Genomic DNA, 25,686 nt, shown 5'->3' on the forward strand with positions numbered 1-25,686 from the left:
TTCGCGAGCAAGCCCGCTCCCACAAAAGAGCAAAGGCAGAGCGGCGTACACCCACGCCCCTCACCACTCATCAGGCCGAGCGTTAGCTCGCCTGCAGCTCTTGATCTTGATCCACCCGCCCCCTCGGAAGGCTGAGTGGAGGTGTTCATCCGGGGATTGGCGCGCAGCGCCGTTCGACGCAGTCGAACACGCTGCATGTAGGTCGAAGCGAAGCCGACCGGAGGGCAGTGTCCCCGGATGGATACCGGAGCGAAGGAACCCCGAGCCTTAGCGAGGGGCCGGACGCTCGGGGCGAGACCTTTGGTTCCTTTGGGGCGTTTGCCAAAGGGACTCGCCGTAAGGGCGAAACCATAAGCCGCCGTTACCGCAGAAATGGATATGTACACAGTCAGCAAAATATAGGTCGGCTGTCAGGCCGCCTTCGCGAGCAGGCTCGCTCCCACAATTGGACTGAATACATCAGGTAGAAATTTGTCGGCTACGTGGCCGCCTTCGCGAGCAAGCCCGCTCCCACAATTGGACCGGGTACATCAGGGAGAGCCTGGTCGGCCCGAAGGCCGCCAAGGCCGCCAAGGCCAAAAACCGGACTCACGGCGAACTCTCCGAATCCACCTTGTTCTGCGTCAAATACCGCTCCAGCGTCTCGTTCGGTGCAGGCTGAGAATTATCCCCCGCCACCTGCCACAACCGCCGCTCGATCCCCTGCGCCAGCAAATGCCCCACCGCCGACTCGATCGCCGACAACACACACAACTGCGCCGGCTCGTTGGTGGTATAGCCAACCTCGGCCTCAAGCAGTTTCTTGAACTCGATGAACTTGAACACCCCGGCACTGCGACCGACCGAGTAAATGGTCTTGCTGGTCATCACGTTGGCCAGCACCTGCCCGCTGCGCACGTCCACCGCCCGCAGGTTCACCGTGACCTGATCCACCCGATACTCACGGGAAATGTCGATGCCCAGGTAGCGCGCCCCTTCCCCGCCACTGCGCACGTTGGTGTCGTAGGCGATGATCCCGCCTTCGAGCATCATGTTCGCCGCTTGCAACGGTGGCAGCTCACCCACGATGTTCACCGGCGTATTGGGTTTCTTTTGCGAGGCGCGGATGATCTTGCGCTCGGTCAGCAGGTTCTGCAGCCCTTCACGTTCCAGCACCACAAACCAGCCACTGGCCTGCAAGGCGTCCATCAACATGCTCGCCGCGCCCTGGGTCACGCTGGTGGAAAACGAACTGGCCGGGGTTGGCTTGTATTGCCCGGTCTGGTCGCGGAAGCCATACACCACTGCCATCAACTTGCCCTTGGGGCGTGGCATGTTCAACAAGTCGTAATAGGTCGAGGCCCTGGGGGTCAGGGTCGGCGTTTCAGTGTCTTGCTCAGCGGACATCGGTTCACGCAGGCCGCAACCGGAAAGCGTCGCCAACAGCATCCCTAGCACAATTATTCTTTTCATGTCCGTAACTCCCCATCGGCCCATATCCCCGTCAAGGGGTGGTAGTGATGCCGTTTACCTGGATTTCCGAAACTTCACCGGTTGCCCTGTCGGTCACATTGATCGTCAATGCCCCGGAGTCATCGACGACGTTGACGATAAAGGCGTCAGTCGACAGGCTCCCCGTGTTGCCGGTAGAGATGTTGTCCAGCAGTTGCCCTAGCAACCGCGATTGCAGCTGACTGGTAAACCGTTCCAGCGCCGAAGTGCCGGCCACAGTGGTACGGTCTTTCAGATCGGGGTCGTCGTAGTCGTTCTGCGCCTGGGCGTTGTTGAGCAACCACGTGCCGTTCAACGGGTTGCCGCCGAACGACGGGTTGATGGGCGTGTAGACCAGTTCGGTGGCATGGACCAGGCCACAACTTCCCGCCCCGCTAAACCAGAGCCCGAGTAACCACAGCCCCATACGCTTGCCGACAGTGCTTTTTTTCATAGTTCGTCCCTCTCAAGGTCGGTCGTGTCCTGTAACAAGGCTTCCAGCTTGCGCCGCACGATTTCCATGCGGACCAGGTCGGCAGCCTGATAGGCCTCGTCTTTCAACTCCACGGTGTTCGGCGGCAGGAAGCGCCGATAAACCAGGCGTTGCTGAAACTCCACGGTCACCAGGCTGCCCCAGCGGGCCGAAGGTCTTTCACGCACCACCAGGTTGAAATCCATCCGGCTGGTGGCACGCAGGCGTTCACTGAACGAGTAATAAAAGTCATGGCCGATGTGCGAAATCGTGTCGTCGATGATGAACCCCAGCATCTCGTCGTCTTCTGCCGCCGAGACGAAGTTCGCCATCAGCATCAGGACCACTGCCGCCAGCCAGTGCCGATTCATGGCTGCATCGCCTCGGGCGCGGTGGACTGCGCTTTCGGCGGCCCGTCGGTGCCATCGAGGAAGGCTTTCTCGGCCACGAACTGCCAGTCCTTGTAGCTGGCCATGCCGTTGAAGTCCGACCACTGGCTGGGGAAGTTAACCTGCTTGAGCGGCTTCTCCGTGGACGGGCAGTACACACCGCTGATACGTCCGTCGATACCGCGCATCAGTTCCCATTCGCCACCTGTCATCGGCTCCGGATACAGCTGCCGGATATGGTGCTTGGCCGTCGGGAAACGCTCGTCCTGCAACAGGTCCGCGAGTTCTTTCGGGTACAGGGCCACACCGGGCGAACTGCGGTAATAGCTGCGCAGCGCCTGGGCATACTGCGTACCGACCCAGAGCAACTGGTTTTCCCGGTCCCGGCGCGCGGCGGTGGCCCACAACTCGCCGGCACTGGCCAGGCCCATGCCCATCACGACGATCAGAAACAGCACACCCAGGTAGGTGAAGCCGCCCTGGTCCGAAGGCTTACCACTCGGAATAAAGGCTGCCATCACGCGCCCTCCCGCTGGCGCCACTCTTGATATCGGCCACCCCGCCCGCCACGCCATCAGGCGGCGCGACCACGACCCAGAGGTCCTTGCGCTCGGCAATCGGGTCGAGCGGCTGGTTACGCAGGTAGCGCAGTTCGACCAGCTGTTCGATGGAGTCTGGATAACGCCCGGTGTCGCCGTAGTAGTGATCCAGCGCCTCGCGCATGGACGACAGGCTCTGGCGCAGGGTGGTCTCTTTCGAGGCCTCCAGGCTGGTGAAGTAGCGCGGCAAGGCAATCGTCATCAGGGTTGCGATGATTGCCATGACCACCATCAGTTCCAACAAGGTAAAACCCTTTTGCCGACGCATATGCTCACCACTCCCGGTAGGCGATGCCGTTGAGTCCCTTGCCCCGGACCTTGGAGTAAACGTCATAGACGTCCTGGCCCTCGCGCGGGTTTTCAGATGAACTGTCATAGGAACGCAGGCCCCAGCCACCCTCGTCGTCACGCTTGACGGTTGCCAGCGGGTCGCGGGGGATGCGCCGCAGGAAATAGAACTTGGCCCCCTTGGCGCTGCGCACGTCACGCACCCCGTCGACCAGCACTTTCAGGTTCGGCGGATAGCCGTTGCTGTCGAGCGACTTCTCGATGTAGCCGGCGTCGAAGGCGCGCTTGTAGGCGTCGATGCCATCGCGGATCTGGTACAGCGCGGTCCGCAGTTCCTGCTCTTTGCCCCGGCGCACCACCGTCTCGGTCAGCGGTGCGGCCATGCCGGCCAACAGGCCGACCAGGGCCAGCGTCACCACGACTTCGATCAGGGTAAAACCACGTTGCGAGGCGTTCATGATCAAGGCTTCCCGACGGTAACGGTGGTGGCGATCGGTGCGCTCATGGGGTTGCCCATCGGGGCGGCCTGAACCGTAGTAGTGCTCATCGAACGGTCAGGAGCCTGGATGTGCATGCTGGTTTCGGTACCGGTCGGGAACTCCATGTCCGACGGGCTCTGGTACGGCAGGTTGCGCACGATCCGCGGGGTGATCGACAGCACCAGTTCGGATTTGCTGATGTCGTCCTTGTTGCTGCCGAACAGGCGGCCCAGGCCAGGAATGTCGCCAAGGCCAGGGATCTTGTTACCGCTGGCGCCGTGGTCGTTGCGCACCAGGCCGGCGAGGATCTGGGTTTCGCCATCATGCAGGCGCAAGGTGGTCTGGGCGTTGCGGGTATCGACCTGGACCGGAATGGTGCCCTGAGGGGTCGGCGCCAGCGGCGTGGCGTTACTGACTTCCAGCGCGATCTTGATCGCCACTTCGTTGTTCAGGTGCACGATGGGCTGCACTTCAAGTTTCAGACCGACGTCGAGGTAAGTCACGCTTTCGGTGATCACCGGGCCCTGGGTCGAAGGCACCGAAGTGGCGCTGATGATTGGCACGCGCTGACCGATGTGGATGCGCGCCTGTTCGCGGTTGCTCACCCGGATCACCGGGCTGGCCAGGGTGTTGATGTCTTTGTCCTGGGCGTTGATCTTGGCCTGGGGCGATGGCGTGAAGGCGATCCGGCTGGAGTCGATGCCTTTGAGCTGATCGAGAATCGACACGGGCGAGCCGTCGCTGTTGATCACGCCGAAGGTGTTGGGCCATTGCAGGCCAAGGTCGAGAATGCGTTGGCGGGCGACTTCCATCACTTCCACTTCCAGCACCACTTCGGGGTTGGACTGGTCCTGCGATTGCAGGAGTTTTTCCGCCATGCGGATGGCGTCGCCGGTGTCGCGCATGGTCAGGGTATTGAGGCGTTCATCGACGAACACGTCGCGGGTCTTGAGCATGGTCTTGATCATGTTCAGCGCGGTGTTGGCATCGATGCTGGTCAGGTAGAAGGTACGCATCACCAGTTCCTGATAGTCCTTGAGCTTCTGCGGCGAGTCCGGGTAGATCAGCAAGGTGTTTTCATTCACCACTTTCTGATGCAACTGGTTCTGCTGCAGCAGCAGATCCACGGCGTCTTCGATGCGCACATCACGTACGAAGATCGTCGCTTTCATGTCCGGGCGCAGGTCCTTGTCGAAGATGAAGTTCAGGGCGGCGACCTGGGACAGTACTTCGAAAATGGTCTTCAGGTTGGCGTCGCGAAATTCCAGGGTCACCGGCCGGTCCAGGCGTGTACGCAGTTGCGGGTACTGCACCACGTTGCGGCTCTGCACCAGGCGGATGTTGTCTTGCAGTTCCCGGGCACCTTCGTTCTGCGGGTCCAGTTCGAGAATCTGCTTGACCTGGCGGTCGGCTCCGTAGATGTCACCGCGACGCAGGTCGCCACGGGCCAGTTCGAGTTTCTCGTCCATGCTGCGCAGGTAGTCGAGCTGACGCAGGGAGTCCTGGGCACGACGGTTGTTCGTTTCGATGCCCAGGACCCGGCTGTAACCCATGCGGGCCCCGGCGAAATTACGCTGGGCGCGGTCCATGTCGGCCTGGGTCAGCAGCGCCGTCACGGCGCGGGCCCGACCGCTGTTGAGCGCTATGTGCAGATCGGTATCGCGAGGGTTCTCGCGCAATCCCTGTTCGATGCGAGCCAGGCCGGCTTCGTACTGGCCTGATTCAATCAGGGCGGAAGCTTCATCCTTGGCAAGCTGCGCCGAACTGCAGGCGACCAACCCGGCACAGAGGCAAAGGCTCATCAGCAAACGGGATTTGTTCATTCCGTACTCCCCACAGACAAAGTCTGAGCTAAATGCAGAGGCAGGTAGACCAGGCTCAGTTCCTCACGGGAAATGCGCTCGATCCGCCAGGTTTCGTCGATGACATCCCCTTTGCGCACGACGTATATTTTTTCGCCGTCCTGCAAGAACACCTGCAGATCGGAACGATCATCCAGCCTGCCAACAAACTGGAACGGCAACGGCGGTGCAGTGGGGACTTGCACCTCTTGAGTCACGACGACCGGTTGTTCAATGACGGTGCCGAGGACCGGCGCCGCTTTCCAGCTGCGGGCGGCGAACAGGTCGCCGGCCGGGCTCAGATCCTTGATCGGTACTGCCGCCGCGGCGCTCGATGCAGCCGCCGCTGCGCCCGGGGTCTTGCCTTTGGCTGGCGAGGCCACGGTGGCCAGCGCAGGGTCGCTGTCGTCAGCCTGTTTGAAGTAATCGGGGCCCCAGGCGAGCGCTGCCGCTACGCCGAAGAACGCCACCCAACCCACCACTCGCTTGGTATTCATCATGACCTCGACAGGTAAAGGGTCATGCGGATCCGCCCGGTCAGGTCGGTATCGGCGATTTTCTTGCGCTGCAGTTCCACGTCCTCCAGCACCACCGCCGGCAACTGCCCGAGCAAGGCGTGCAGGAAACGCCGCAGCTGCGGATAGCTGCCACGCACCGGCAGCAGAATCTGATAACGGGCCAGGTGCGTCTTGGGGTCCACGCCCAGGGAGTATTCACCCCGGGACAAGGTGATGCGCTCCTGGGCGGCCAGGGCGTAGATCTTGTCGATGGCCACGGTGGCCTGAGGCTGGGACGGCAACTTGCTGCGGAAGTCGTCGAGCTGACGCTGCGGCACCACCGGTGCAGCCACGCTGCCGTCTTCTACCTTGGCCAGATACTCGGTGGCTTCGCGAGTCTGCTGGCTGAGGTTTTGCAGCGACTGCCAGTCCGGCAGCAACCCGACCACGCCATAGCTCAGCGCCAGCACCAGCATGGACAACCCTGCCAGCCCTGGAACGCCCAGGCCTTGCAGGTATTCGTGGACAATCAATTTAGGGATTTGCATCGCCGATCTCCCAGGTAGCCGACAGGTTGAACTGCACCGGGTGTTCCGGCACGTTGGCGACAATTTCGTGGCTCAGCAGCGACACGTCGGACAGCTCGTCGCTGGCTTCGAGGCGGCGGTGGAAATCGAGCATGGCGTCCAGGTCGATCGCCTCGGCGGTGATCCGCACCTGGCCTTTGCGGGCGTCGGGGGTCAGGGTCAGCAGGGCAATGTTGTCCCTCGGCATGGCTTCGAGGGTGGCGAACAGGCGTTCCCAGGGGCGGCGCAACTGCTGGGAGACCTTGCGCATTTCCGCCAGGTTCTGCGCCTGCTCGCGGGTTTCCGCCGGGGTCAGGCCGGGCTTGCTGCCGTTGTCGCCGGTGAGCACCCGCTGGGTGGTTTGCAAGTGGCCTTGCTGTTGTTCGGCCTCGTTGCTCAGGTGCTGCTGCACCAGAGCGCAAGTCAGGGTCAGCACCACACCACCGGCCAGCAGGCTCCAGCCCAGGGGACCGGCACGGCGGCGCGGCTGAAAGTCGAGCATCAGGGGGCGCATGTCAGGCCACCGCCCGAGACATGACGTACAGGCAATCGCGTACGGCTGTCCGGTCTTCTTCGAGGGTGCGCAGGTGCACACCGGGTACGTCGGGATGCGAGTCGATGCGCGCCGGTGCATGCAGGTAGACATTCAACGGCCGTTCGCTGGTGGATGCCTGCAACTGGTTTTCACGGCCGATCAGCGCGGTCAGTGCGGCATCGCTGTCGCTGCTGCCGACCGAACGCACCGAGGTCCAGCGCCCTTCCCGGGCCAGCAGCAACACGCTGCGTACCGGTTCGGCGACCACGAACAGGAAGTCCCCGGCATCAAAGCTTTGATCGAAATGGTTGAATGCCGCCATCAGGTACGGCTGCACCGAACGCAGGCGCAGACCGCGGGCGCTGACCATAGCGCGCAGGCGTTCGAGCAAGTCCTGTGGCAGCGCGGTGGCGATGCGGTCATAACCGGCAGGTTCGGGCGAAAGCACCAGGTTCCAGGGTTGCGTCGTGGCACCGTAGAGGTCTTCGAAACACAATTGGGCGAAGCCGAGCAATTCGGCCGGGCTGCTGATCTGTTCGCTCCAGGGCACCAGGCAGTAGCGGCTGAAGTGCCCGGAGATCACCACGGTCAGTTCCGCCCTGGCAACGGCGTGTTCGGCCAGCAAACGGTCGAGGGTGTCGAGGGCCACCGCCCAGGCGTGGAAGCCTTCGTCGATGTAGCCGACGCTGCCCAGCCAGCGGGTTGCACTGCCTTGCCGATGCCCCAGGCCAACACCGCTGGCGCCGAGCACGGCGATAAATTGCTCACGAGATAAAAGTGACACGATTGATCTCCTCGAGAGTGGTCCGGCCTTGTTCCACCAGCTCCAGCGCCGACTCGCGCAACAGGCGCAAGCCACGTTTGCAGGCATGGGCCTTGATTTTCGAAATGGGTTGGCGCTCGACGATCATTTGCCGCAGCTCGTCGTCCAGGTGCAGCAATTCGGCAATCGCGCTACGCCCGCGATAACCGGTGCCCCGGCAATGCCCGCAGCCCTTGCCGTGGACGAACTGATAGTGAGCGACCTTTTGCCGATCGAGCCCCGAGATCTCCAGCTCTTCGTCTGTCGGGCTGTAAGGGCTGCTGCAACTGGTGCAGACCAGGCGGATCAGGCGCTGGGCGAGCACGGCATTGAGCGCCGAGACCAGGCTGTAGGGATCGATTTCCATCTGGGTGAAACGGCCGATCACGTCAAACACGTTGTTGGCGTGGATGGTGGTGAACACCAGGTGACCGGTGAGCGCCGATTGCACGGCGATCTGCGCGGTGTCCGGGTCGCGGATTTCACCGACCATGATCTTGTCCGGGTCATGCCGCAGGATCGAGCGCAGGCCCCGGGCGAACGTCAGGCCTTTCTTCTCGTTGACGGGGATTTGCAGCACGCCCGGCAGTTGATACTCCACCGGGTCTTCAATGGTGATGATCTTGTCCACGCCGTGGTTGATCTCGGTGATCATCGCGTACAGGGTGGTGGTCTTGCCGCTACCGGTAGGCCCGGTCACCAGCACCATGCCGTAGGGTTCGGCGGCCAGCCGGCGCAGTTGGCGCAGGGTTTCTTCTTCAAAGCCCAGGGCTTGCAGCTGCACGCCACAGACTTTGTCGGCGAGGTCCTGTTTGTCGAGTACCCGCAGCACCGCGTCTTCGCCAAAGATGCTCGGCATGATCGACACCCGGAAGTCGATCTGCCGACCGCTGATACCGACCTTGAAACGACCGTCCTGAGGCACGCGTTTTTCGCCGATGTCCAGTTCGGCCATGACCTTGACCCGGGAAATCACCTGCTCGGCGAACTCGCTGCCCTGGATCTTGCTGATGTTGTTGAGTACGCCATCGATCCGGTACTTGATCACAAGGCCACTGCCGGTGGTGCCAAGGTGGATATCGCTGGCGTGCATTTTCAGCGCGTCGTACAGGGTCGAGTTGACCAGTTTGACCACCACGCTGGAGTCTTCGCTGATGCTGGTCAGGGACAGGCTTTGCAGGGTATCGATTTCGGTGCCGCCCTCGGCTTGGGCGTTGAGCGATTCCACCGCGTGGAAGCTCTCTTCGTGACGCGCCAGGTACGCCTTCAAGTCGTCGGCATGCACCAGGTATAGCGGCGCACCATGCAGGCATTCATCGATCCAGGCCAGTCGGGCACTGTCGAAGGGGTCGGCGAACACACCGATGACCGCATCGTCATGGCGCAGCAGGATGAATTCGCGCTTGAGGCATTGGGCCAGGGTCACCCGGTCGAACACCGGGGTGGATTTGAACAGGTTGTCGGTGTCGAGCACCGGGTAGTGCAGAGTCACACCCAGGCACTGGATGAACGGCATGGGCGCCAGTTCGCTCAATCCCCCGAGGGCGTCCAGCATCCGTTCGCCGGAGCTGGTGGCCAGGGCTCGGGCCTGGGCCAGTTGTTCACTGGTAAAACGAGTCGGTACACATTCCGGTTGCGCCGGTTCTACGGCAAGGGATAGACGGTCCATGGCTTGCTCTCCAACGCCCGGGGCTTTGAGCCCTGTCGACGCGGCGAGCAGTTTCGGCAAAGGCCGGAACGTCTTGTCGCGCCACTACTCCCCGGCGAGCAATTGTTCGTCGTCTGGTGCCATGGAGGCCGATGTGTTTTTTCGGCGATCTGCAAGCACCCAACTTCCGTCGTACAACTGCAGCGGGAAACTCTCGGTCCTGCTCTGGCGTCGTTCGACGAATCCTTCCGAAGTGCTCACTACCACACCCGCTCTGGGCTCGCGTCGCCTGCCCAGAAGATCAAGCACTGCACGGGCCAATTCCGCCAACGGGAACGGTTTGAACAGGATATGGCTGACTCCCATTAGCCGGGCCCGCTCGCAAACTTCTGCGGTTGGATGCCCTGTGATCAGCACAAAATGGCACTTCCTGTTCTGGCGGACGGCATCGAGCACCTGAAAGCCTTCCATATCGGGCAAGCGGTAATCGAACACCATCACATCGGGTGCGAAATCGTCAGCTTCGGCGATCCCGTGTGCACCGTCGTGAGCAATCCGGACTTCCAGTGCTTGCGCCTGCAGGTAACCCTGGAGGTTTTCCGCCAGCAGCTGTTCGTCATCAACAACCAGTACTTTGTTTAACAAGGTCGACTCCTTGAAACCGCAGGTCCGGGTTTTGAACCTGGCAGAGTGCGTGCCCTGAGAGGACTAACGCACACTTCATGCCAGACTGAGCGCCGGTAATTTTAGGTCTTCATGTCCTTGAATTTAAAAACAATGCCTATTCGTACTGCAATCCCATCCCCCAAAAACGGGGAAAGCGATCGGATTGGCATTGACGTTTTTTCCCCACTGTTGGGGAACCCCCTATTCATCGTCAATCCGTTCGATTCGATTACGCGAGCGCAATTGCGCCAATGCCTGCAAGCGGGCTTGAACCTGTTGTTGCCGGGCAAGGTAAGCCCGAACCATGTCAAGTCCTTGCTCTGCTGGGACATTGGTCGCCTCCATGTGGTTCTCCAGAAAAATCAGATGCCAGCCCACCGACGTACGCACGGGTTCGCTGACAGCCCCCGGCGCCAGGGTAAACGCGGCAGCCTCGAACTCCGGCAGCATCCGTCCACGGGGAAAATAACCCAGGTCGCCCCCTTCGCTGGCCGACGCGTCTTCGGACCCGCTGCGCGCAACGCTGGCGAAATCGGCACCGGCAACGATTGACGCCTTCATCGCGATTAAGCGTAGCCGCGCGGCCTCGACAGTGGAAGCGTCAGCACCGGGCGCTACCTTGATCAGGATATGCCGGGCCCGCACTTCTTCGGGCCGGTTCATCTCGGCGCGGTGTTCTTCGTAGAACGCCCGCACCTGTTTTTCGTCCGGCTCACCGGCCTGGGTGAGGTCATTGAAGACTTGTCGGGCCGCCAGTTCACGGCGGGTGTATTCGGTGTAGCCGGCTTCGTCGAAACCGGCATCCTCAAGACGCCGGGCAAACACCTCGGCGCCGCCCATGGCCTGACGGGTCTGGTCGACCTGGTCCTTGACCACGGCATCACTGATCACCACGCCGCGCTTGACGGCTTCCTGCCACAACAGTTCGCGGTCGATCAAGGCATCCAGCGCGGCCTTGCGCAGTTGCTTGTAGGCTTTCGGATTGCGAATGTTGCCTACCGCCCGGCCCTGATCCTCCAGGTATTCGGCGAAGTAGCGTTCCAGGCGCAGCTGGGAAATTTCCTCGCCATTGACCCGCGCCGCGGCCGGGCCACTGCTGCACCACGCCACGGGCACCCAGAGCGTCAACAGGACCAGCAAAGTGTTGAGTTTCATGATCGGCCTCCGGTCAGGGCATGGCGGCAATGGGTTTGTAGGGGGCGACCAGATAAAAACGCTGGTCCGGCAGATCCACCGTGACGATATGGGCACCGCTCAAGCCCTGGCGCCGGCCGGGACCAAAGCTGATCAGTGGCGTCAGCCCGGTATCAAAGTCATGCAGGCCTTCCAGGGCACTGACCAGTTTCTCGCGGCTGGCATCGCGCCCGGCCTGCTTCATGCCTTCGCTGAGCAGCATCATCGAACTGAACGCGCCCACCTGCAGCACCGCGTGCTGGCCGCCCAGGCCCTGAAGTTCACGCAATTGAGTCAAGGCCAGGCGCCCGGCCAGGGTCCAGTCACTGGGCACGAACGGATAGGCCAGGAACACCCGCCGGGAAAATCCGCTGGGCACCTGGATCAGGTTGCCCGCGACCTGGTTCGAGGCGGCGAACAGGTAAGGCACCTGCCCCGCCGTTTGCAAGCGCTCGGCCAGACGACTGAAGCCGCTGCTGCTGCCCAGGTAAAACACCGAGCGCGACCCCAAGGGCAGATCATCCCTGGCCGCGTCATAGGCTTGCAGGCTGACCTTTTGCCAGGCGTGCCCCTGCAGGTACTGGCTGAGTTCCTGCGCCGCCAAGCGTTGGCCGGATTCGTCCGGATAGGCGATCAGCGTCGGCCCCTGGAGCACGCGCAGGCTGGCAGCGGCGTAATCGGCCAGGGCGATCAATTGCTCGCGAAGCCCCGGCAGCGGCTCGAATATCTGCCGGCTGGCGTGGGGCGTGCCCTGCAAGGACAGCGGCCCGATCAGGGGAATGCCGGCCCGTTCCAGACGCACGGCGAGTTCCACGTCCAATGCCGGCACCAGCGGTGCGATCAGGGCAAACACCTGCTCTTGATCGATCAAGCGGTCCAGCGCCTGTTCGGCACTGGCGCGATCGGCACCGGGGTCGAGGATGGTCAGGCGCAACTGCCGGCCGTGAATTCCGCCCGCCTCGTTGATACGCGTCACGCAGCCCTTGAGCACCGCCGCCACCGTAGCGCCCTCCTCGCTCAACGACCCAGTGCCCGGCAGCAAGGTGCCCAGGTTAAGGCTGTCGGGGGTCAGGCCCGGATCGCGGTCTTCGGCCAGGCGCTTGAGGTACGCCGTGAGGTTGCGTTGGTCGTTCATCGACAACACGAACCGTGGCATCGTCGGATCGAGCCGGTTGTTGCCGGGGTCGCGCCCCTCCTGCACCGCGCGCGCCAGGGTGCTGTCGCTGTAGGCCGGATAACTGCGGCCGTTGATGTGCTGCTGGCCATGGCTGCTGGCCAGCCGCGACCAACTCAGGTCCGGTGGTCGCACCCCACCTTCCGGGCGCCCGAGGCCGTCTTCGCCATGACAGTTGGCACACGGCAGGCTGGTGGCCGGCAGCAGCATGTTCGATGCGCCGACCCGGGCCATGATCGGCTCGCCGCTGGCCGACACACCTTCGCGGTACAAGCGCTTGCCGGCACTTTCGTTGAGGCTCAGCGGCAGCGCCTGGACGCTGAGCGTGAGGCCACCGAAGAGCAGCAGGCCGAGGACGAGGGCAGTGTTCATGGCCATGGCTCAGCGCTCCGCCACGGGCATTGTCAGCAGCTGCAAGCGCTGGGCAATGGCGGCGGCCGGGGCATCGGGACGGATTTTGCTCCAGCGTTTGTTCGCCACGTCTCCGACGATCAACTGGGTGGAGTGCTGCTCGGGGGTGGGCACGATCTGACCGATGCGCCCCAAGACAAGGTCCATTTGCACCTTGTCGCCGGTAAGGAAAAGCCAGTGGGGCCCATCGACGCCCTGTTTCAAGGTGTAAGCCTTGAGTACCGCCGGGGAGTCCCGCAGCGGATCACTGGTAAGGGAGATAAAGGTGATGCCGTCGGCCTTGTCGCCGAGCACTTCACGTACTTCCTTGAGCTTGCGGGTAATCAACGGGCAAGCATCGTTGCAACTGGTGAAAATCACATTGAGCAGCACCACACGGTCCTTCAATGCGTCGCTGTAGAAGCGCAGCGTGTTGCCGTTCTGGTCCTGCAACGGCGTGTCGGTGAACCAGGTTTGCGCGTCGTGGGTACCGGTGGACGGTTGCGCGGCGGCCACCGCAGGCGCGCTCTGTTGATGCTCTTCATGGGCAAACGCCATTGAACTGAAAATGCAGAAACAGACGCTCAGGGCGATCCAGTCGATGGCTCTCATGGCTGCTGCTCCATGGCGATGGCGGTGTGCTTGGCGTGGGTATTGCGTTCACCACTGAGCTTCTCGACGGCCCGGGCCAGCTCCGTCGGGTCGGTGAATCCGTAGTAGCGGGTCCAGAAGCGGTTATTGCCGTCCCCCACCAGAATCAGCGGCGAGTGGTTCTTGAAGTCACCGCTGTAGGCGCCCAGGCCCTTGAGGGTGGCATTGACTGACTGCGGCGAACCGGTCAGCCAGCTCCAGCCCGGCCCTTGCTGGAAAGTGCGGGCGTAGTCGTTCAGGCGCTTGGGATCGTCGCGCTGCGGGTCGATGCTGATCGACACCAGTTGCACCTCGGTGCCGACCCGCGCGCCGAGCTGTTTCTGCACCTTGCCCATGATCGAGGACACCACCGGACAGACCGTGGTGCAGCTGGTGTAGATGAAGCCCATGACCACGATCTTGTTGCTTACCAGGTCCTTTTCCAGGCTGACGACCTTGCCGTCCTGGTCCAGCAGGGCCACGTCGGCAAACTTGATCCGGGCGGTCTCCGGGCTGGCCTTTTTGCTCGTCATGTCGTGCCCGCCATGCTCGTCCGTCGAGTGGGCCAGCGCCTGGCCGATACCGATGGCCAAGAGGCAGAACGTCAGCAGGCCGCGATGTGCAAATCGGTTCATGTCAGTTTCCTCTTACTGGGTATCGCCGGGTATCACCCGAACGCTGGCAAAGGTCTTGTCATCGAAGCTGGAGCCGAGGGACGCCGCCCGCACGTGCAGATACCAGGCACCGTCCTGGTCGAGGGTCACCGGGGCTTCATAGACACCGTTGGCGACTTCCAGGGCGGCGACCTCCTGTGGTCGCGAAGTCGGGGCGCGGAAGTAGCGCACCTGAACATCCTTGACCCCGCTGCGCTGTGCCTTCTGCTTGCCCTCGACGATGCGGAAGCGCACCACGTACGGGCTGCCGAGGTCAGCGGTGAACTTGTCGAGCATGAACTCCACCTTGGGCACCCCACGCTGCCGGTCGAGCTTTTTGTCGGCCTCTACCAGGGTGCTGAAGCAGTGGATGATGTTCGGCTGGTTGAGCAGGAACGCCACGTCGAAACGCCCCGCCGCCGGCAGCTTGACCCGCGAGCTGTACAGCCCGGGTTCGATTTCCCGCAGGCTGCGGTCAATGACCAGCGCCGCCCGCGCCACCTGTCCGCGATTGGGGTAACCGGACATCGGTGCGTTCATGCCTTCGGCGTAGAAGTAGGTGGTGTTGTCCACCGGGTTGACCACGAACACCGCGTTATCGTCCCGCGATACCGCCAGGCTCGACGCCAGCGGCAGGTCACCGGCCATCCGCGGTGCCTGGGTGCCAGCCTCGAAACCCTGGATGATCGGCGCGCGGCCCTCGCCGAGGGACGCCAGGTTGATCATCGTGACTTTCGCTGAAGCCAGCCCGCGCACATAGGCATAGGCCTTGGTGAACACCACTTGATAGGGCTCGGCGGAGACGTTCAGCTCATGGATCAGCGCGTCGTTGGCGGTGTCGATCACCGCGGCCTGGTTCTCCAGGGTATTGAGCACGATGCCAAAACGACCGTCGGCGCTGAACCCCATCGGACCCAGCCCCTGTTTGAGCTTGATCACCCGGCGCACCGACTGGCTGTTGCCGTCGACCACAGTCACCGTGCCGTCCTTGCCATCGGCCACATAAGCGGCACCGGACAGCGGTGAATACATCACGGACAACGGGTGCGAACCGGTCTTGAGTTGTTTGCTGATGCTCAGGCTGGCGATGTCGACGATGCTCAGGGTGCCGTCGTCGCGGTTGGTGACATAGGCGAAGCGGCTGTCCTTGCTGAACGCGATTTCGTGGTGCCCGGCCCCGGTGGCCAGGTGCTTGAGGGGTTTGAGGCTGGCAGTGTTGATCACCGTGACCCCGGATTGCCCGTCCTTTGCAGCATTGTTGCCGACCCACAGCAGACGTTCGTCCGGTTGCAGGGCCACGCGTACCGGATTGCTGCCGGCCGCCACCGAGTCGATCAGCTTGAACTGTTCACTGTCGATCACCGCCACTTCGCCGGCAGTGGGCATCGAGACAAACACCCGTTTGTTGTCTTTGGGCGTCACCCAGTCCATCGGCGGCTGTTTCAGATCGATCCGCGCCAGGGTGCTGGTGATGCCGCCGACGGACACCGACGGGTCGACCACCGAGACGCTGGCATCACGGCTCATCACCAGCAGGAAGTAACTATTGAGGTCGAGCATGGGACGCGCGCCGATACTCGACTTCAGGAACACCCCGACCCGCGACTTGCAGCTCTTGTCGCGACCCTGGGCCTGGTCGGCGGCGACGGCCTCCGGGTCGAGCCAGGCACCCGGCGCCACGCCAGACATGGGTTGACCCGAGGTCTTGTCCGTGACCCGAAACTGCACATCGGCAAAACCGCCCTCGCGCAACACGCCGTCCTCGGCCAACGGCTTCACATCAAAGACCACCGAAACCCCGTCACGCTCCAGCGTCCGGTTGCTCCAGGTGTCGGGCAATGCAACCTCGCTGAGCATGCTCGCCGGTGCGGTTCGCCACACGCCGAGCCAGATCAGCGCCATCCCGAGGATCAGCGCACTGCCAACGATTTTGATGGTCCTGTCCATGTTGCAACCCCTCTTCAGATCCTACCTGTCCCTTTTGGTCACTCATGTGGCGAGGGGGCTTGCCCCCGTTGGGCTGCGCAGCTGCCCCCTCGATCCACAATTGCATCCACCAGACTCACCGCATGTACCGCTTTTACGACTGCTTCGCAGTCGAACGGGGGCAAGCCCCCTCGCCACACAAGCCCGCTCCCACAGGTGTTGCATTACTGTCCTTTCCTACGGTGTCTGAGCATGCTCGCCGGTGCGGTTCGCCACACGCCGAGCCAGATCAGCGCCATCCCGAGGATCAGCGCACTGCCAATGAATTTGATGGTCCTGTCCATGTCAAAACTCCTCTTCCGAATCTGCCTGTCCCTTGTAGAAACCTTTGTGGCGAGGGGGCTTGCCCCCGTCCGGCTGCGAAGCAGTCGTAAAAGTGTTGAGGGGCTGCTTTGCAGCCCAACGGGGGCAAGCCCCCTCGCCACAAAGGCTCGCTCCCACAAGGGGTGGAGTGATCCCACCCTTCCATCACCGCAACTACGGTGTCGGTGCCGTTGTCGGCGCCGGTTCATTCGTGACCCGCAGCAAGCCCCAGAAACCGGCGGCATTGCCGAAGGACGCGTTGTCGCGGTACAGGTAATCCCCCGCAATCCCGTTGACGCCGCCAGCGCTCGGGTGCATGGCGCTGAAGTGCGCGGCCGGCAGTACGCTTTCGCGGGCGCCGATGTACATCGACATCGGGTTCAAGCCGAACCGCACCGAACCAACGCCCGGGGCGCCCATCGGATAGCCATCGGTATCGCTCTTCTCCGACAGGTACGGGTTGACCGACCAGAGGTGACCGTCGAGCTGGAAGGTCGCGCCACGACTGCCGCCGGTAGGCATCAGCACATGGGTACGGAACGGTTGCCCCGGTTTCACGTAGAACACCGGTGTTTGCGGATCACCGCCCACCAACGCGTTGCTGTAGGCCATGTGGGCGTTGGGCACGTCGCCGTAGCCGGCACCGTCGGCCCGGCCGAACGGCGCATCCGGAGCGAGGCCGAAGCGGTACCACATGGGCTCGGTCTTGTAGTTGATGGCCATGCCGGCGTTGTCCTTCGGATCATTCGGCACCCCCATGCCTTCCGAGGCGATGCCTTCCACCGGCCGCCCACCCGCCCAACGCAGGTTCAAGGCACGCTGCCAGACCATCGCAAAGTCGCGGTAAACCGTCTGCCCCGTCGCCGTGACCGTGGCCGAGGCACGCTTGGCATCCTCGACCCAGGTAGAGCCCGCCGGCAGCACACTCATCGCTCCGCCAAGGCCTTTCTGCGGCTGCTTGATCACATCCGCCGGGGTGAAATTCAACCCACCGAACTCCACCGCCGTGGCGTTGATGTTGTCGACGTTGCGACCCAGTTGAGTGATCGGCTTGCCTTCACGCTCCAGGTGCCCGGCGTAATACTGGTAGGTTTTGGTCGGGTACGCGCCGGTGTTGCCAACCCGTGGTGGCACGGTCTGGATCGGGTTGGCGCCGACGTTGGCGCCGTCGGACTTGGTGATGTCGTAGGCCAGCAATTGCGCATGCAGGCCGACATGGCTGGAAGGCCGCAGCAGGTTGTTGTTGAAGGTGGTCGAGCCGTTACTGTTATGCCGGTCACGCTTGACCAGCCCTTGCAGGATCGCGGTCTGGGCCAGGTCCGGCATCACGCTCGGCAGGCGGTTCTCCAGGGTGATATTGATGCAGTCCCCGGCCGCTGCGCGCAGTACCAGCGGCTCGACAGGTACGCCCGGCTTGAGCTTGCCGGTGGTCGGATCAAGGTCGGTCTTGCGCACGTACAGGATCGCGGTCGGGTCATGGATCGGCCCGCTCTGGCCACCGATGGTGATGGTTTCGCCGTCCTCGGGATCGGTCACCGTCACCCGCGGAATACTCACGGTCCGCGAGTTGAACACCAAGGTGCCGCCCGCCGGATTCAGCGGCCCGCCGACATGCTGGCCGAGCCCCTCCGGGTCACCGATCGACAAGCCCAGCGGGTTGCTCAGGATGTCATTGGCCAGCGCCGCCACCACCTCGTAGTTGCGCTGCACGGTCGGCCTTGTGCCGATGCCGTTCGGGTTGGCGCTGATCCGTGGGCAGGTGCCCTCGAACGCCACGGTGTTGCGCATGCCCGCCGGTTTCGTGTTGTTCGGCAGCGCGAACAGATCGTTGCGTTGCGCGGTGTAGTTGCGCATCACGCCCCAGATACCGTTCCAGTAGCCTTCAATCGAGGCGTCCATCGAGTACAGGTAATCACCGGTGCTCGCCGCGGAACTGGAGAGCATCGACAGCGGCGCAATGAAGCCCATCTGCTCGGAAATCCCGACCATTTGCGAAGCGCGCCAGCCCGAGTTGGAGCTGTTGCCGTAGCCGGTGCCGCTTTGCAGCCACTTCACACCGTGCAGGGTGACGTTGTGCTCTTCTTCATGGCCGCCGGCATGCACCCGCAACCGTACATTGTCGCCGGTGTAGGTGCGCAGCATCGGTGTGAACGGATCACCCGGTTCTGCACCGCCACGGTTGATGTGCGGCGGGAACAGCGTGGTGCCGCCAGTCGGGCCGGTGGCCGACGTCACCAGGTTGGGCGCCAGGTTCATTGCCGCGATCGCACGGTCGGTGCGGCTTTGCATGGCGAACGACAGATCGCCACCGAGGCCGTCGGCCTGCATGCCGCGCTTGCCGTCGGGGCCGACCTTGTTCGGGTCGAACACCCGCAGGCCCAGGGGTTCGTTGCGGTAATTGACCACGAACATGCCGGGGTCATCCACCGAGATCGCTTGCGGGCATGGTCGGGTCGGGCAGCCCGGCTTGATGCCGCCACGGGCCTCGACCACCGCCTCGAGCAGGTTGCCGGCGTTGTTGCGCACCGGCGGGTTGATCGCGTAGCGGAAGCTGTCGGCCGTCGCCGGGAACGCCTGTGGATTGGGCACGCCATTGGGGCCGGCGCCTACGTACACGCCGGCTTCGTAAGCGTGCTGGAAGTCGCTGTATTCCAGGAAGAACTCACGGAAGCTGTCGTTCTTGCCGTCACCGTCCAGGTCACCGGTAGAGATCACCGCTTGCCAGGAGGTCGGCCCGCCGTCAGCGCGCGCGCCGCTGTACAACGGCTCGCCGGTTTCGGCGTGGAACCAGGTGGACCCGGCCGGTTCGGCCAGTACGGTGGCGTACAGGCCAATCTGTTGGTGAGTCGATGGGCCGAGGTGGTCGTGGGTGAAGATGGTCCCCAGGCCACGGTCGACCCCCTTGGTGTTGATCACCGGGTCAATGAACCAGCGCTGCATCGCCGTGCGCGCGCCCATCCAGTCCGCCCGGCCATATTGACCAAAGAACGGATGGTTCTTGGCTTTCGGGCAGGCCGGCGTGCCGTCACGCGGGTCGGCGCCTTCGCACTGATTGAACGCGCGGATGGCATGGATGCGTTCCACCACGGCGCCCGGGGAAAGCACGCCGTCTTCGTAGTTCCAGCCGTTGGAAGAACCGTCCGCCGAGGTCAGGTCCCACTTCGGCAGGTGAATGTGCTGGCCGATCACGTCGGTCGGGGTGCGCACCTGATAGTCGTCCATCTCATAGGTGGCCGGCACCAGGTTGGTTTGCTGGTATTGCACGCAGTCGAAGGTGTTCATGCGCATCACCAGCGGCTCTGGCGGACGCTGCTTGGTGATCACCGGCCAGGCGTCTTCCCACAACGCCAGGATGCGCGCCTGCGGGAAGTGGTAGCCGACCTTGTTGTACACCGCGTCGAACTGGATGTTGGCCGCCTTGTAGATGCGCGGACGGTCGGCGGTGAAGGTCGAGGAGCCGGTGAAGGACATCCCGTCGATGCGCTCACCGCTATTGAATTCACCGCTGCCGGCGCTGCTGGTCAGGCGTTTGGCCCGATCATCCATGCACGGTTCGTAGAACGGCGCACCGGCAATCGGCAAGGCACCGTTGGTGCGGAAGTTGCGCGCCACCACCTGTTTGCCCGGCAGCACGGCAAAGCTTGGGTGCTCCTTCTTGGCGTGGAAGGCCATGGCCGCCTGTTCGACTTCGGTGCCCTCTTCCGGCAGGTAAATCGGTTTGGCGCGCTTCACTTCCTTGGAGAAGTCCAGCGAGGTGGTCACCGTGTGCGCCTCGCCACCGGCAGACACGCCGTCCAGCGCATGGCGCCCCAGACCACCGTCCCAGCCACCGGACTGGTTCGGGTCGAGGTTGGCCCACAGGCCATTGCCGCTGGTTTTCAGGGCCTGGGCCTTGGCGGCGTCGAGCATGTCCAGCGGTGGGGTTGGCGGGCGTTGGCCGACCGAACTTTCCATGCCGCCGATCCAGAATGGGAAACCGGGGTTTTTCAGGCTGCCGTCGGCGTTGCGGTTGGCTTCGCTGCGATCGACCAGCGCCAGCGAACCGATGGCCTGGACACCGCCATTGCCGCCGCCGTGGTCATCATCACCATCATCGCCCGCGGCCACCAGGGTCTGGCCGATTTTCGGCACCACGGCGACCTTGCCCGGCATTGGCGCCATGGCTTTGCCAGGCAGCGGCACGACCGCCGGGATCGGCGTACCGGCGATGATTTCGCCATCGGGCAAGGCCCGCGCGCCCGTCGCCGGTTTACCGCTGCGCAGCGCATAGGGCTTCTTGTGGAAGCCGTCGTCACCCTGCTGGGACACTTCGAGCCGGGTGCCTTCTTCAAACACATCGTGCACCCGCCACATGGCCCACATGCCTTGGGCGAAGTGCGGGTAGAAGTGGCAGTGATAGATCGCATCGCCCGCTACCCGGTTACGGTTGCCCGAACCGCCGTTGGCGATTTCATAGGTGTAGCCGGCACCCGGGCCAATGCCCTGGGCGTCCAGGTAATCGGTGTTGTCATCGTTCGGGTTGTACAGCCATTGATGCCCGTGCAGATGGAAGATGTGGTGTTCATAGCCGTTGTGGGTGTTGCGGAATTTGACGAAGTCGCCGATGTAGCTGTGATTGACGTTGGACGGCTCCGACGGATACAGCGCCATGGTCGCCTTGACCCCGACCTGATCGGCACGCGGCACTTCGCCGGGGCGAATGTTTTCCAGGCCGGCGTTGGCCGGTACGTCCACCAGCATCGCCACGTCGCCCACGGTGTGCGAGCTCAGGAAAAACTCTTCATAGGCGCAGGACAGGCAATCGTGCATCGGCCCCACGCCCAGGCGGTTGGCGACCACCTCGGCGCCCATGCCGCCGGAGCCGTAGTTGATCATGAACGAGTCGCGGGTCGGCTCCAGCACATGGCCCATCACCGGGTCGGCAAAGTACGCCGGGAAGGCTTGGGTGACGGCGGTTTCATCCTGGAACTGCGCGGCGAAATCACGGAACGGTTCCAGCCGGTTCGGCAACGCCGGATTGCGTTTGCCCATGGCTTCCAGCGGATAGGTCGAAGTCGGGAAGCTGCCGTCGGCATTGCTGCCCATCACGATCGCATCGCTTTCGCTGGAAATGATCTCACTGCCGTCCACCATGTTGATGATCGGCGCACCGGCCTTGCCTTCGCGAATCCACGGCTGGCGTTGCGGGTAGCGCGCCTGGTAATCGACGATTGGCTGGCCGGCTGGCGTACGTCCGCTGCTGGCCAGGCGCATTTCTTCTTCGGTCAGGGTATTGCGGTAAGTACGACCGCCCTTGGGCACGACCACCACCTGGGCGAACAGCCCATTGGCGTTGTTGCCCGCACCGCCCTCGCCACCGAAGGTCGCGCCACGGCTGCTGACATCGAACGCGCCTTCACGCTCGGCGAACAACGTATAGGAACGGCTGCCGCCAGGAGCGACGAGGCTGTTGCCGTTGCGCCCGGTATAGGAGGCGATGTCATCGATGCTGTTGACGGCCTGCAGGCCGTTGACCTGAAAACCGACATGACGGTCAGCCACCTGCTCATCGGCCTTGAAACCTTCGGCGTTGCCGGTCTGGCCGCCCTCGTCCTCCTCGCCCTCCTGCTCAAACCCGTCATGACTGCCCGGGTTGGCCTGATAGGCCAGCAGGTTCTGCAGATTGATGGTCAGGCAATCGCCGGCGGCCACTCGCAACACCAGCGGACGCGGACGCTTGTCGGGCCGCAGGGAAACCTTGCCCGGCACTGCCGCGCCGCCTTGGGCGAGGGAAATGTCATGGTCATCGACCACATCGCGACGCAGGGCGAACATCATGCCGTTGACGTTTTGCGCACCCAGGCGGTTGAACATCAGCGGCTGATCGAACGCCACGACGTTGGCCACCAGGGTGCGCTCACAACGACCAGCTGCGCTGGCAATCTCGATGCCGAGCATCGACGTCACCAACAACAGCAAATTAATCAAGGACGGGGCGTGGGATATGCCGATCATAGTCTCGGGCCTCGATGCGGGTTTTCAGGAAACGATTCAAGACAAATCGTCGAGAGCAATCCGCATGCCACAAAAAATTACGTTATTAATCATTAAGTTATAATCACGACTTAATACACCGGGGGATATTCCCCACCCAATCCCCCCACTTTCTCGCCGGGTCCACTTTTCCCCACTATTGGGGAAACCGGCCCCAGGGCTGCGATCACAGCGGAGCGTCCGCGGCCAAGCCCTGCAAACGCCGATACTGGTTCAGCACGTTGGGCACATAACGCTGGGTTTCGGCGAACGGCGGGACCACGTTGCCGCGACTGAGCACCGCTTGCGGTCCGGCGTTGTAGGCCGCCACGGCGAGGCGAATATCGTTGTCGAACATCGTCATCAGGCGCTTGAGATAGCGGGCGCCGCCCTGGATGTTGGCCTTGGGGTCGTAGGCGTTGGTCACGCCCATTTCGCGGGCGGTGTCGGGCATCAACTGCATCAGTCCGCGAGCGCCCCGGGGGGAGGTAGCGTGGGCGTTGTAGCTCGATTCGGTCTTGATCACGGCGTGCAGCAGCGCCGCCGGCAGTTCGTTGGCCGTGGCCGCCGCCGACACCAGCTCGGCGTAGGGTTGCGCGGCGATCATCTGCGGTTGCTGATCGAGGCTGACCACCGCCGCTTCGGGCTCGTGGATCACCCGTTCATAGTGGCGTCCGGGGCGGTGGACATTGGACAGGACGTAGCTGCCATTGGCATCCACGGAAACAAACACATCGGCCTGTGCGGCGCCGGTCAACACAAGCAGACCCAGCAACCCGGTGGTGAGTGATTTCATTGTTATACCTCCCCTTCCCGGCCCCGAAAAATGGGGGTATTGCCCCAATGGCCAGTCGTGCAACAGCCATACGCAAGCACTGTGCCGTAAGTGGGAAGGCCCGTAGTACGCGGGGTGCAGAAGGATCACCAGAGGTGAGCATGGCAATTGCATGCAGCTATATGGCAACTACATGGCAACCGCTATCGACTGTATGAGGTCATCATGAATCAGCATCTGCGTAATGCCCGGCGAACCCAAAGCGGGTTCACCCTGCTCGAACTGTTGGTGGTGCTGGTGGTGCTGGGGCTGTTGGCCGGCATCGTGGCACCGAAGTATTTCGCCCAACTGGGCCGTTCCGAAGTGAAAGTGGCCAAGGCGCAAATAGAAGGCTTGAGCAAAGCCCTGGACCTTTACCGCCTGGAAGTTGGCCACTACCCGTCCACCGAACAAGGCTTGCAGGCGCTGGTCACGGCCCCCGCCGACGAACCGCGCTGGACCGGCCCGTACCTGCAGAAAAAACTCCCGCAAGACCCTTGGGGCCGCAACTACGCCTATCGCTATCCCGGTGAAAACAGCGAGTACGACCTGTTGTCCATGGGCAAGGATGGCCAACCCGGCGGCGAAGGCGAGAACGCCGAAGTCACCAACTGGAACTGACGGGAATGGCGACCATGCGCTTTCATCTCAAAGCCGTCGGCAAGGCCGGTGTCATCTCAATGACCGTCGATGCGCCGGGGCACAGCGAAGCCAGGCGCATCGCCGAAGACCAGGGCCTGCGGGTAGTCAGCCTGCACGCCGAGCGCCATTGGCGCGCGTTGCGCATGCACAAGCGCGAGACGTTCAACCTGGTGTTGTTCAGCCAGGAACTGACCACCTTGCTCAACGCCGGCCTGCCGTTGATCGATGCGCTGGAAAGCCTGGCGGAAAAGGAAAACGCGCCACAAGCCCGCAAAACCCTGAGCGAACTGGTGCGCTTGCTGTACGAGGGCAAATCGTTTTCCCAGGCCCTGGGCCAGATGTCGGCGGTGTTCCCGCCTTTGTACGTGGCGCTGGTGCAGTCCAGTGAGAAGACCGGCGCCGTGGGTGATGCCCTGGGCCGCTATGTCAGCTACCGACAGCGCATGGACGAGGTTCGCCAGAAGATCATCAGCGCGTCGATCTACCCCATGCTGTTGCTGGTTGTGGGAGGCGGCGTGGTGTTGTTCCTGATGGGCTACGTCGTACCGCGCTTCAGCCTGGTGTTCGAAGGGCTGGGGTCGAACCTGCCCTGGTTGTCGCAGATCCTGATGAGCAGCGGCATGTTCCTTCACACCCATCAAGGCGAGTTCTTCGGCGGCTTGCTGGCCATCATCGTCGCCCTCACCCTGCTCCAGCGCCAACCGGCCTTTCGTCGGGGGCTGGACCGTGTGATCGAAAAACTCCCCGCCGTGCACCAGCGCATCTTCATGTATGAGCTGGCGCGCTTCTACCGTTCCCTGGGAATTTTGCTGCAAGGCGGCATTCCCCTCGTCACCGCCATGGGCATGGTGCGCAACCTGCTCACCGTCGCCTCCCGCAGCCGGCTGGACCAGGCCTGCGAACGGGTGCGCGAAGGGCAATCGCTATCGACCGCGCTGGAACTCAATCACCTGGTGACCCCCGTGTCCCTGCGCCTGCTGCGCGCCGGTGAACAGTCCGGCAACCTCGGGCAGATGATGGAGCGCAGCGCCGACTTCTACGACGAAGAAATCAGTCGCTGGATCGAATGGTTCGTACGGCTGTTCGAACCCCTGCTCATGACCTTTATCGGCCTGTTGATCGGGGTGATCGTGATCCTGATGTACATCCCGATTTTCGAACTGGCCTCGAGCATTCACTGACCCTTTGCAACGGGGTCGTGCTGCACGTTGCATTGTTTTCAACAACCGACTGAATAAATCGGTCCGCCGAGGTGTTTATCAAGTTCCCACGGGAAAAAAAAAGGTTCTTCACGCAATCCCGGGAAACACCGATAACGCAATACCTGTAGGAGCCGGCTTGCCGGCGATGGACTCAAGTGCGCCGCGTTTATTCGGTTCACACGCGTTATCGTTAACGACCATCGCTGGCAAGCCAGCTCCTACAGAGACCGCGTCCTGGTCGAAAATGAAATGATCTCCAAACCAGAGAAAGCCAAAAAAAAGCAGCACGTTGCACCGTTAATCAACGTTCCAATCTGAATAAAAAAGACGGAGAACGACATGCACATCAATAAGCTTTTACTAGCAGTAGCTATTGGCGCGGTTCTGTCGGCGTCTACCGTATTGATTCCGGACAGCTTGTCCGGGGTATCCAGTGCTCAGGCCAAGGATGGGGG

General features: G+C 62.6%; 22 protein-coding genes. 2 read left to right on the top strand and 20 right to left on the bottom strand.

Going from position 1 to position 25,686, the window contains the following annotated elements:
* Positions 1-588: 588 nt before the first annotated feature.
* The 20 genes from KGA88_RS27580 to KGA88_RS27675 form a co-directional block, all read right to left on the bottom strand.
* Entirely contained in the window at positions 589-1,452 is an 864-nt protein-coding gene (locus KGA88_RS27580) for a CsgG/HfaB family protein (protein ID WP_110660275.1), read from the bottom strand.
* 31 nt (positions 1,453-1,483) lie between these two features.
* Complete coding sequence (locus tag KGA88_RS27585; RefSeq protein ID WP_110660274.1) at positions 1,484-1,924, bottom strand: curli assembly protein CsgF; 441 nt, start codon at positions 1,922-1,924, stop codon at positions 1,484-1,486.
* Entirely contained in the window at positions 1,921-2,313 is a 393-nt protein-coding gene (gene csgE, locus KGA88_RS27590) for a curli production assembly/transport protein CsgE (RefSeq protein ID WP_110660273.1), read from the bottom strand. The genes KGA88_RS27585 and csgE overlap by 4 nt, the downstream gene beginning before the upstream one ends.
* On the bottom strand, positions 2,310-2,849 hold the full coding sequence (locus tag KGA88_RS27595; protein WP_110660272.1) for a type II secretion system protein: 540 nt from the start codon (positions 2,847-2,849) through the stop codon (positions 2,310-2,312). The genes csgE and KGA88_RS27595 overlap by 4 nt, the downstream gene beginning before the upstream one ends.
* Positions 2,824-3,198 carry a type II secretion system protein gene (locus KGA88_RS27600; protein WP_110660271.1) on the bottom strand — a complete coding sequence of 125 codons (375 nt, stop codon included), beginning with the start codon at positions 3,196-3,198 and terminating at the stop codon, positions 2,824-2,826. Before KGA88_RS27600 ends, KGA88_RS27595 begins: the two co-directional genes overlap by 26 nt.
* A 4-nt stretch (positions 3,199-3,202) precedes the next feature.
* Positions 3,203-3,676 (bottom strand): type II secretion system protein, encoded by a 474-nt coding sequence (locus KGA88_RS27605; RefSeq protein WP_110660270.1) that lies wholly within the window; start codon positions 3,674-3,676, stop codon positions 3,203-3,205.
* Positions 3,677-3,678: 2 nt separating this feature from the next.
* Positions 3,679-5,520 (bottom strand): secretin N-terminal domain-containing protein, encoded by a 1,842-nt coding sequence (locus KGA88_RS27610; protein ID WP_223595666.1) that lies wholly within the window; start codon positions 5,518-5,520, stop codon positions 3,679-3,681.
* Complete coding sequence (locus KGA88_RS27615) at positions 5,517-6,035, bottom strand: hypothetical protein (RefSeq protein WP_110660268.1); 519 nt, start codon at positions 6,033-6,035, stop codon at positions 5,517-5,519. Before KGA88_RS27615 ends, KGA88_RS27610 begins: the two co-directional genes overlap by 4 nt.
* Positions 6,035-6,583, bottom strand: coding sequence for a GspMb/PilO family protein (locus tag KGA88_RS27620; RefSeq protein ID WP_223595668.1), 549 nt, complete (start codon positions 6,581-6,583; stop codon positions 6,035-6,037). The genes KGA88_RS27615 and KGA88_RS27620 overlap by 1 nt, the downstream gene beginning before the upstream one ends.
* Positions 6,570-7,115, bottom strand: a complete 546-nt coding sequence (locus tag KGA88_RS27625; RefSeq protein ID WP_110660266.1) for a PilN domain-containing protein — start codon at positions 7,113-7,115, stop codon at positions 6,570-6,572. Before KGA88_RS27625 ends, KGA88_RS27620 begins: the two co-directional genes overlap by 14 nt.
* A 1-nt stretch (position 7,116) precedes the next feature.
* Entirely contained in the window at positions 7,117-7,920 is an 804-nt protein-coding gene (locus KGA88_RS27630; protein WP_110660265.1) for a hypothetical protein, read from the bottom strand.
* Complete coding sequence (locus KGA88_RS27635) at positions 7,901-9,607, bottom strand: GspE/PulE family protein (protein WP_110660264.1); 1,707 nt, start codon at positions 9,605-9,607, stop codon at positions 7,901-7,903. Before KGA88_RS27635 ends, KGA88_RS27630 begins: the two co-directional genes overlap by 20 nt.
* Before the next feature lie 84 nt (positions 9,608-9,691).
* On the bottom strand, positions 9,692-10,231 hold the full coding sequence (locus KGA88_RS27640) for a response regulator (RefSeq protein WP_110660263.1): 540 nt from the start codon (positions 10,229-10,231) through the stop codon (positions 9,692-9,694).
* A gap of 222 nt (positions 10,232-10,453) precedes the next feature.
* Positions 10,454-11,407 (bottom strand): peptidylprolyl isomerase, encoded by a 954-nt coding sequence (locus tag KGA88_RS27645; RefSeq protein WP_223595671.1) that lies wholly within the window; start codon positions 11,405-11,407, stop codon positions 10,454-10,456.
* A gap of 13 nt (positions 11,408-11,420) precedes the next feature.
* Positions 11,421-12,971: an ABC transporter substrate-binding protein gene (locus KGA88_RS27650; protein ID WP_223595673.1), complete on the bottom strand. Its 1,551-nt coding sequence runs from the start codon at positions 12,969-12,971 to the stop codon at positions 11,421-11,423.
* A gap of 9 nt (positions 12,972-12,980) precedes the next feature.
* On the bottom strand, positions 12,981-13,601 hold the full coding sequence (locus KGA88_RS27655) for an SCO family protein (protein WP_223595676.1): 621 nt from the start codon (positions 13,599-13,601) through the stop codon (positions 12,981-12,983).
* A complete protein-coding gene (locus tag KGA88_RS27660; RefSeq protein WP_110662435.1) occupies positions 13,598-14,254 on the bottom strand; it encodes an SCO family protein in 657 nt (218 codons plus the stop codon). The genes KGA88_RS27655 and KGA88_RS27660 overlap by 4 nt, the downstream gene beginning before the upstream one ends.
* Before the next feature lie 12 nt (positions 14,255-14,266).
* Entirely contained in the window at positions 14,267-16,219 is a 1,953-nt protein-coding gene (locus tag KGA88_RS27665) for a YncE family protein (RefSeq protein ID WP_223595678.1), read from the bottom strand.
* 516 nt (positions 16,220-16,735) lie between these two features.
* A complete protein-coding gene (gene mnxG, locus KGA88_RS27670) occupies positions 16,736-22,555 on the bottom strand; it encodes a manganese-oxidizing multicopper oxidase MnxG (protein WP_223595680.1) in 5,820 nt (1,939 codons plus the stop codon).
* Between the two features lie 205 nt (positions 22,556-22,760).
* Positions 22,761-23,369: a lytic transglycosylase domain-containing protein gene (locus KGA88_RS27675; RefSeq protein ID WP_110661364.1), complete on the bottom strand. Its 609-nt coding sequence runs from the start codon at positions 23,367-23,369 to the stop codon at positions 22,761-22,763.
* A gap of 204 nt (positions 23,370-23,573) precedes the next feature.
* Here KGA88_RS27675 and gspG point away from each other — a divergent pair, with 204 nt between their 5' ends.
* Both gspG and KGA88_RS27685 read left to right on the top strand, forming a co-directional pair.
* Positions 23,574-24,008, top strand: a complete 435-nt coding sequence (gspG, locus tag KGA88_RS27680) for a type II secretion system major pseudopilin GspG (protein WP_110661362.1) — start codon at positions 23,574-23,576, stop codon at positions 24,006-24,008.
* A gap of 14 nt (positions 24,009-24,022) precedes the next feature.
* Positions 24,023-25,210 (top strand): type II secretion system F family protein, encoded by a 1,188-nt coding sequence (locus tag KGA88_RS27685; protein WP_110661366.1) that lies wholly within the window; start codon positions 24,023-24,025, stop codon positions 25,208-25,210.
* Positions 25,211-25,686: the final 476 nt, after the last annotated feature.

Source organism: Pseudomonas sp. A-R-19, assembly GCF_019956575.1.
Taxonomy (GTDB): domain Bacteria; phylum Pseudomonadota; class Gammaproteobacteria; order Pseudomonadales; family Pseudomonadaceae; genus Aquipseudomonas.

What these genes read in the sequence shown, in the direction of transcription:
- KGA88_RS27615 (WP_110660268.1), bottom strand. Translation starts at nt 6,035, where the DNA reads ATGAATACCAAGCGAGTGGTGGGTTGGGTGGCGTTCTTCGGCGTAGCG.
- mnxG (WP_223595680.1), bottom strand. Translation starts at nt 22,555, where the DNA reads ATGATCGGCATATCCCACGCCCCGTCCTTGATTAATTTGCTGTTGTTG.
- KGA88_RS27585 (WP_110660274.1), bottom strand. Translation starts at nt 1,924, where the DNA reads ATGAAAAAAAGCACTGTCGGCAAGCGTATGGGGCTGTGGTTACTCGGG.
- KGA88_RS27655 (WP_223595676.1), bottom strand. Translation starts at nt 13,601, where the DNA reads ATGAGAGCCATCGACTGGATCGCCCTGAGCGTCTGTTTCTGCATTTTC.
- KGA88_RS27635 (WP_110660264.1), bottom strand. Translation starts at nt 9,607, where the DNA reads ATGGACCGTCTATCCCTTGCCGTAGAACCGGCGCAACCGGAATGTGTA.
- KGA88_RS27605 (WP_110660270.1), bottom strand. Translation starts at nt 3,676, where the DNA reads ATGAACGCCTCGCAACGTGGTTTTACCCTGATCGAAGTCGTGGTGACG.
- KGA88_RS27580 (WP_110660275.1), bottom strand. Translation starts at nt 1,452, where the DNA reads ATGAAAAGAATAATTGTGCTAGGGATGCTGTTGGCGACGCTTTCCGGT.
- KGA88_RS27685 (WP_110661366.1), top strand. Translation starts at nt 24,023, where the DNA reads ATGCGCTTTCATCTCAAAGCCGTCGGCAAGGCCGGTGTCATCTCAATG.
- KGA88_RS27650 (WP_223595673.1), bottom strand. Translation starts at nt 12,971, where the DNA reads ATGAACACTGCCCTCGTCCTCGGCCTGCTGCTCTTCGGTGGCCTCACG.
- KGA88_RS27665 (WP_223595678.1), bottom strand. Translation starts at nt 16,219, where the DNA reads ATGGACAGGACCATCAAAATCGTTGGCAGTGCGCTGATCCTCGGGATG.
- csgE (WP_110660273.1), bottom strand. Translation starts at nt 2,313, where the DNA reads ATGAATCGGCACTGGCTGGCGGCAGTGGTCCTGATGCTGATGGCGAAC.
- KGA88_RS27610 (WP_223595666.1), bottom strand. Translation starts at nt 5,520, where the DNA reads ATGAACAAATCCCGTTTGCTGATGAGCCTTTGCCTCTGTGCCGGGTTG.
- gspG (WP_110661362.1), top strand. Translation starts at nt 23,574, where the DNA reads ATGAATCAGCATCTGCGTAATGCCCGGCGAACCCAAAGCGGGTTCACC.
- KGA88_RS27660 (WP_110662435.1), bottom strand. Translation starts at nt 14,254, where the DNA reads ATGAACCGATTTGCACATCGCGGCCTGCTGACGTTCTGCCTCTTGGCC.
- KGA88_RS27625 (WP_110660266.1), bottom strand. Translation starts at nt 7,115, where the DNA reads ATGCGCCCCCTGATGCTCGACTTTCAGCCGCGCCGCCGTGCCGGTCCC.
- KGA88_RS27645 (WP_223595671.1), bottom strand. Translation starts at nt 11,407, where the DNA reads ATGAAACTCAACACTTTGCTGGTCCTGTTGACGCTCTGGGTGCCCGTG.
- KGA88_RS27600 (WP_110660271.1), bottom strand. Translation starts at nt 3,198, where the DNA reads ATGCGTCGGCAAAAGGGTTTTACCTTGTTGGAACTGATGGTGGTCATG.
- KGA88_RS27595 (WP_110660272.1), bottom strand. Translation starts at nt 2,849, where the DNA reads ATGGCAGCCTTTATTCCGAGTGGTAAGCCTTCGGACCAGGGCGGCTTC.
- KGA88_RS27675 (WP_110661364.1), bottom strand. Translation starts at nt 23,369, where the DNA reads ATGAAATCACTCACCACCGGGTTGCTGGGTCTGCTTGTGTTGACCGGC.
- KGA88_RS27620 (WP_223595668.1), bottom strand. Translation starts at nt 6,583, where the DNA reads ATGCAAATCCCTAAATTGATTGTCCACGAATACCTGCAAGGCCTGGGC.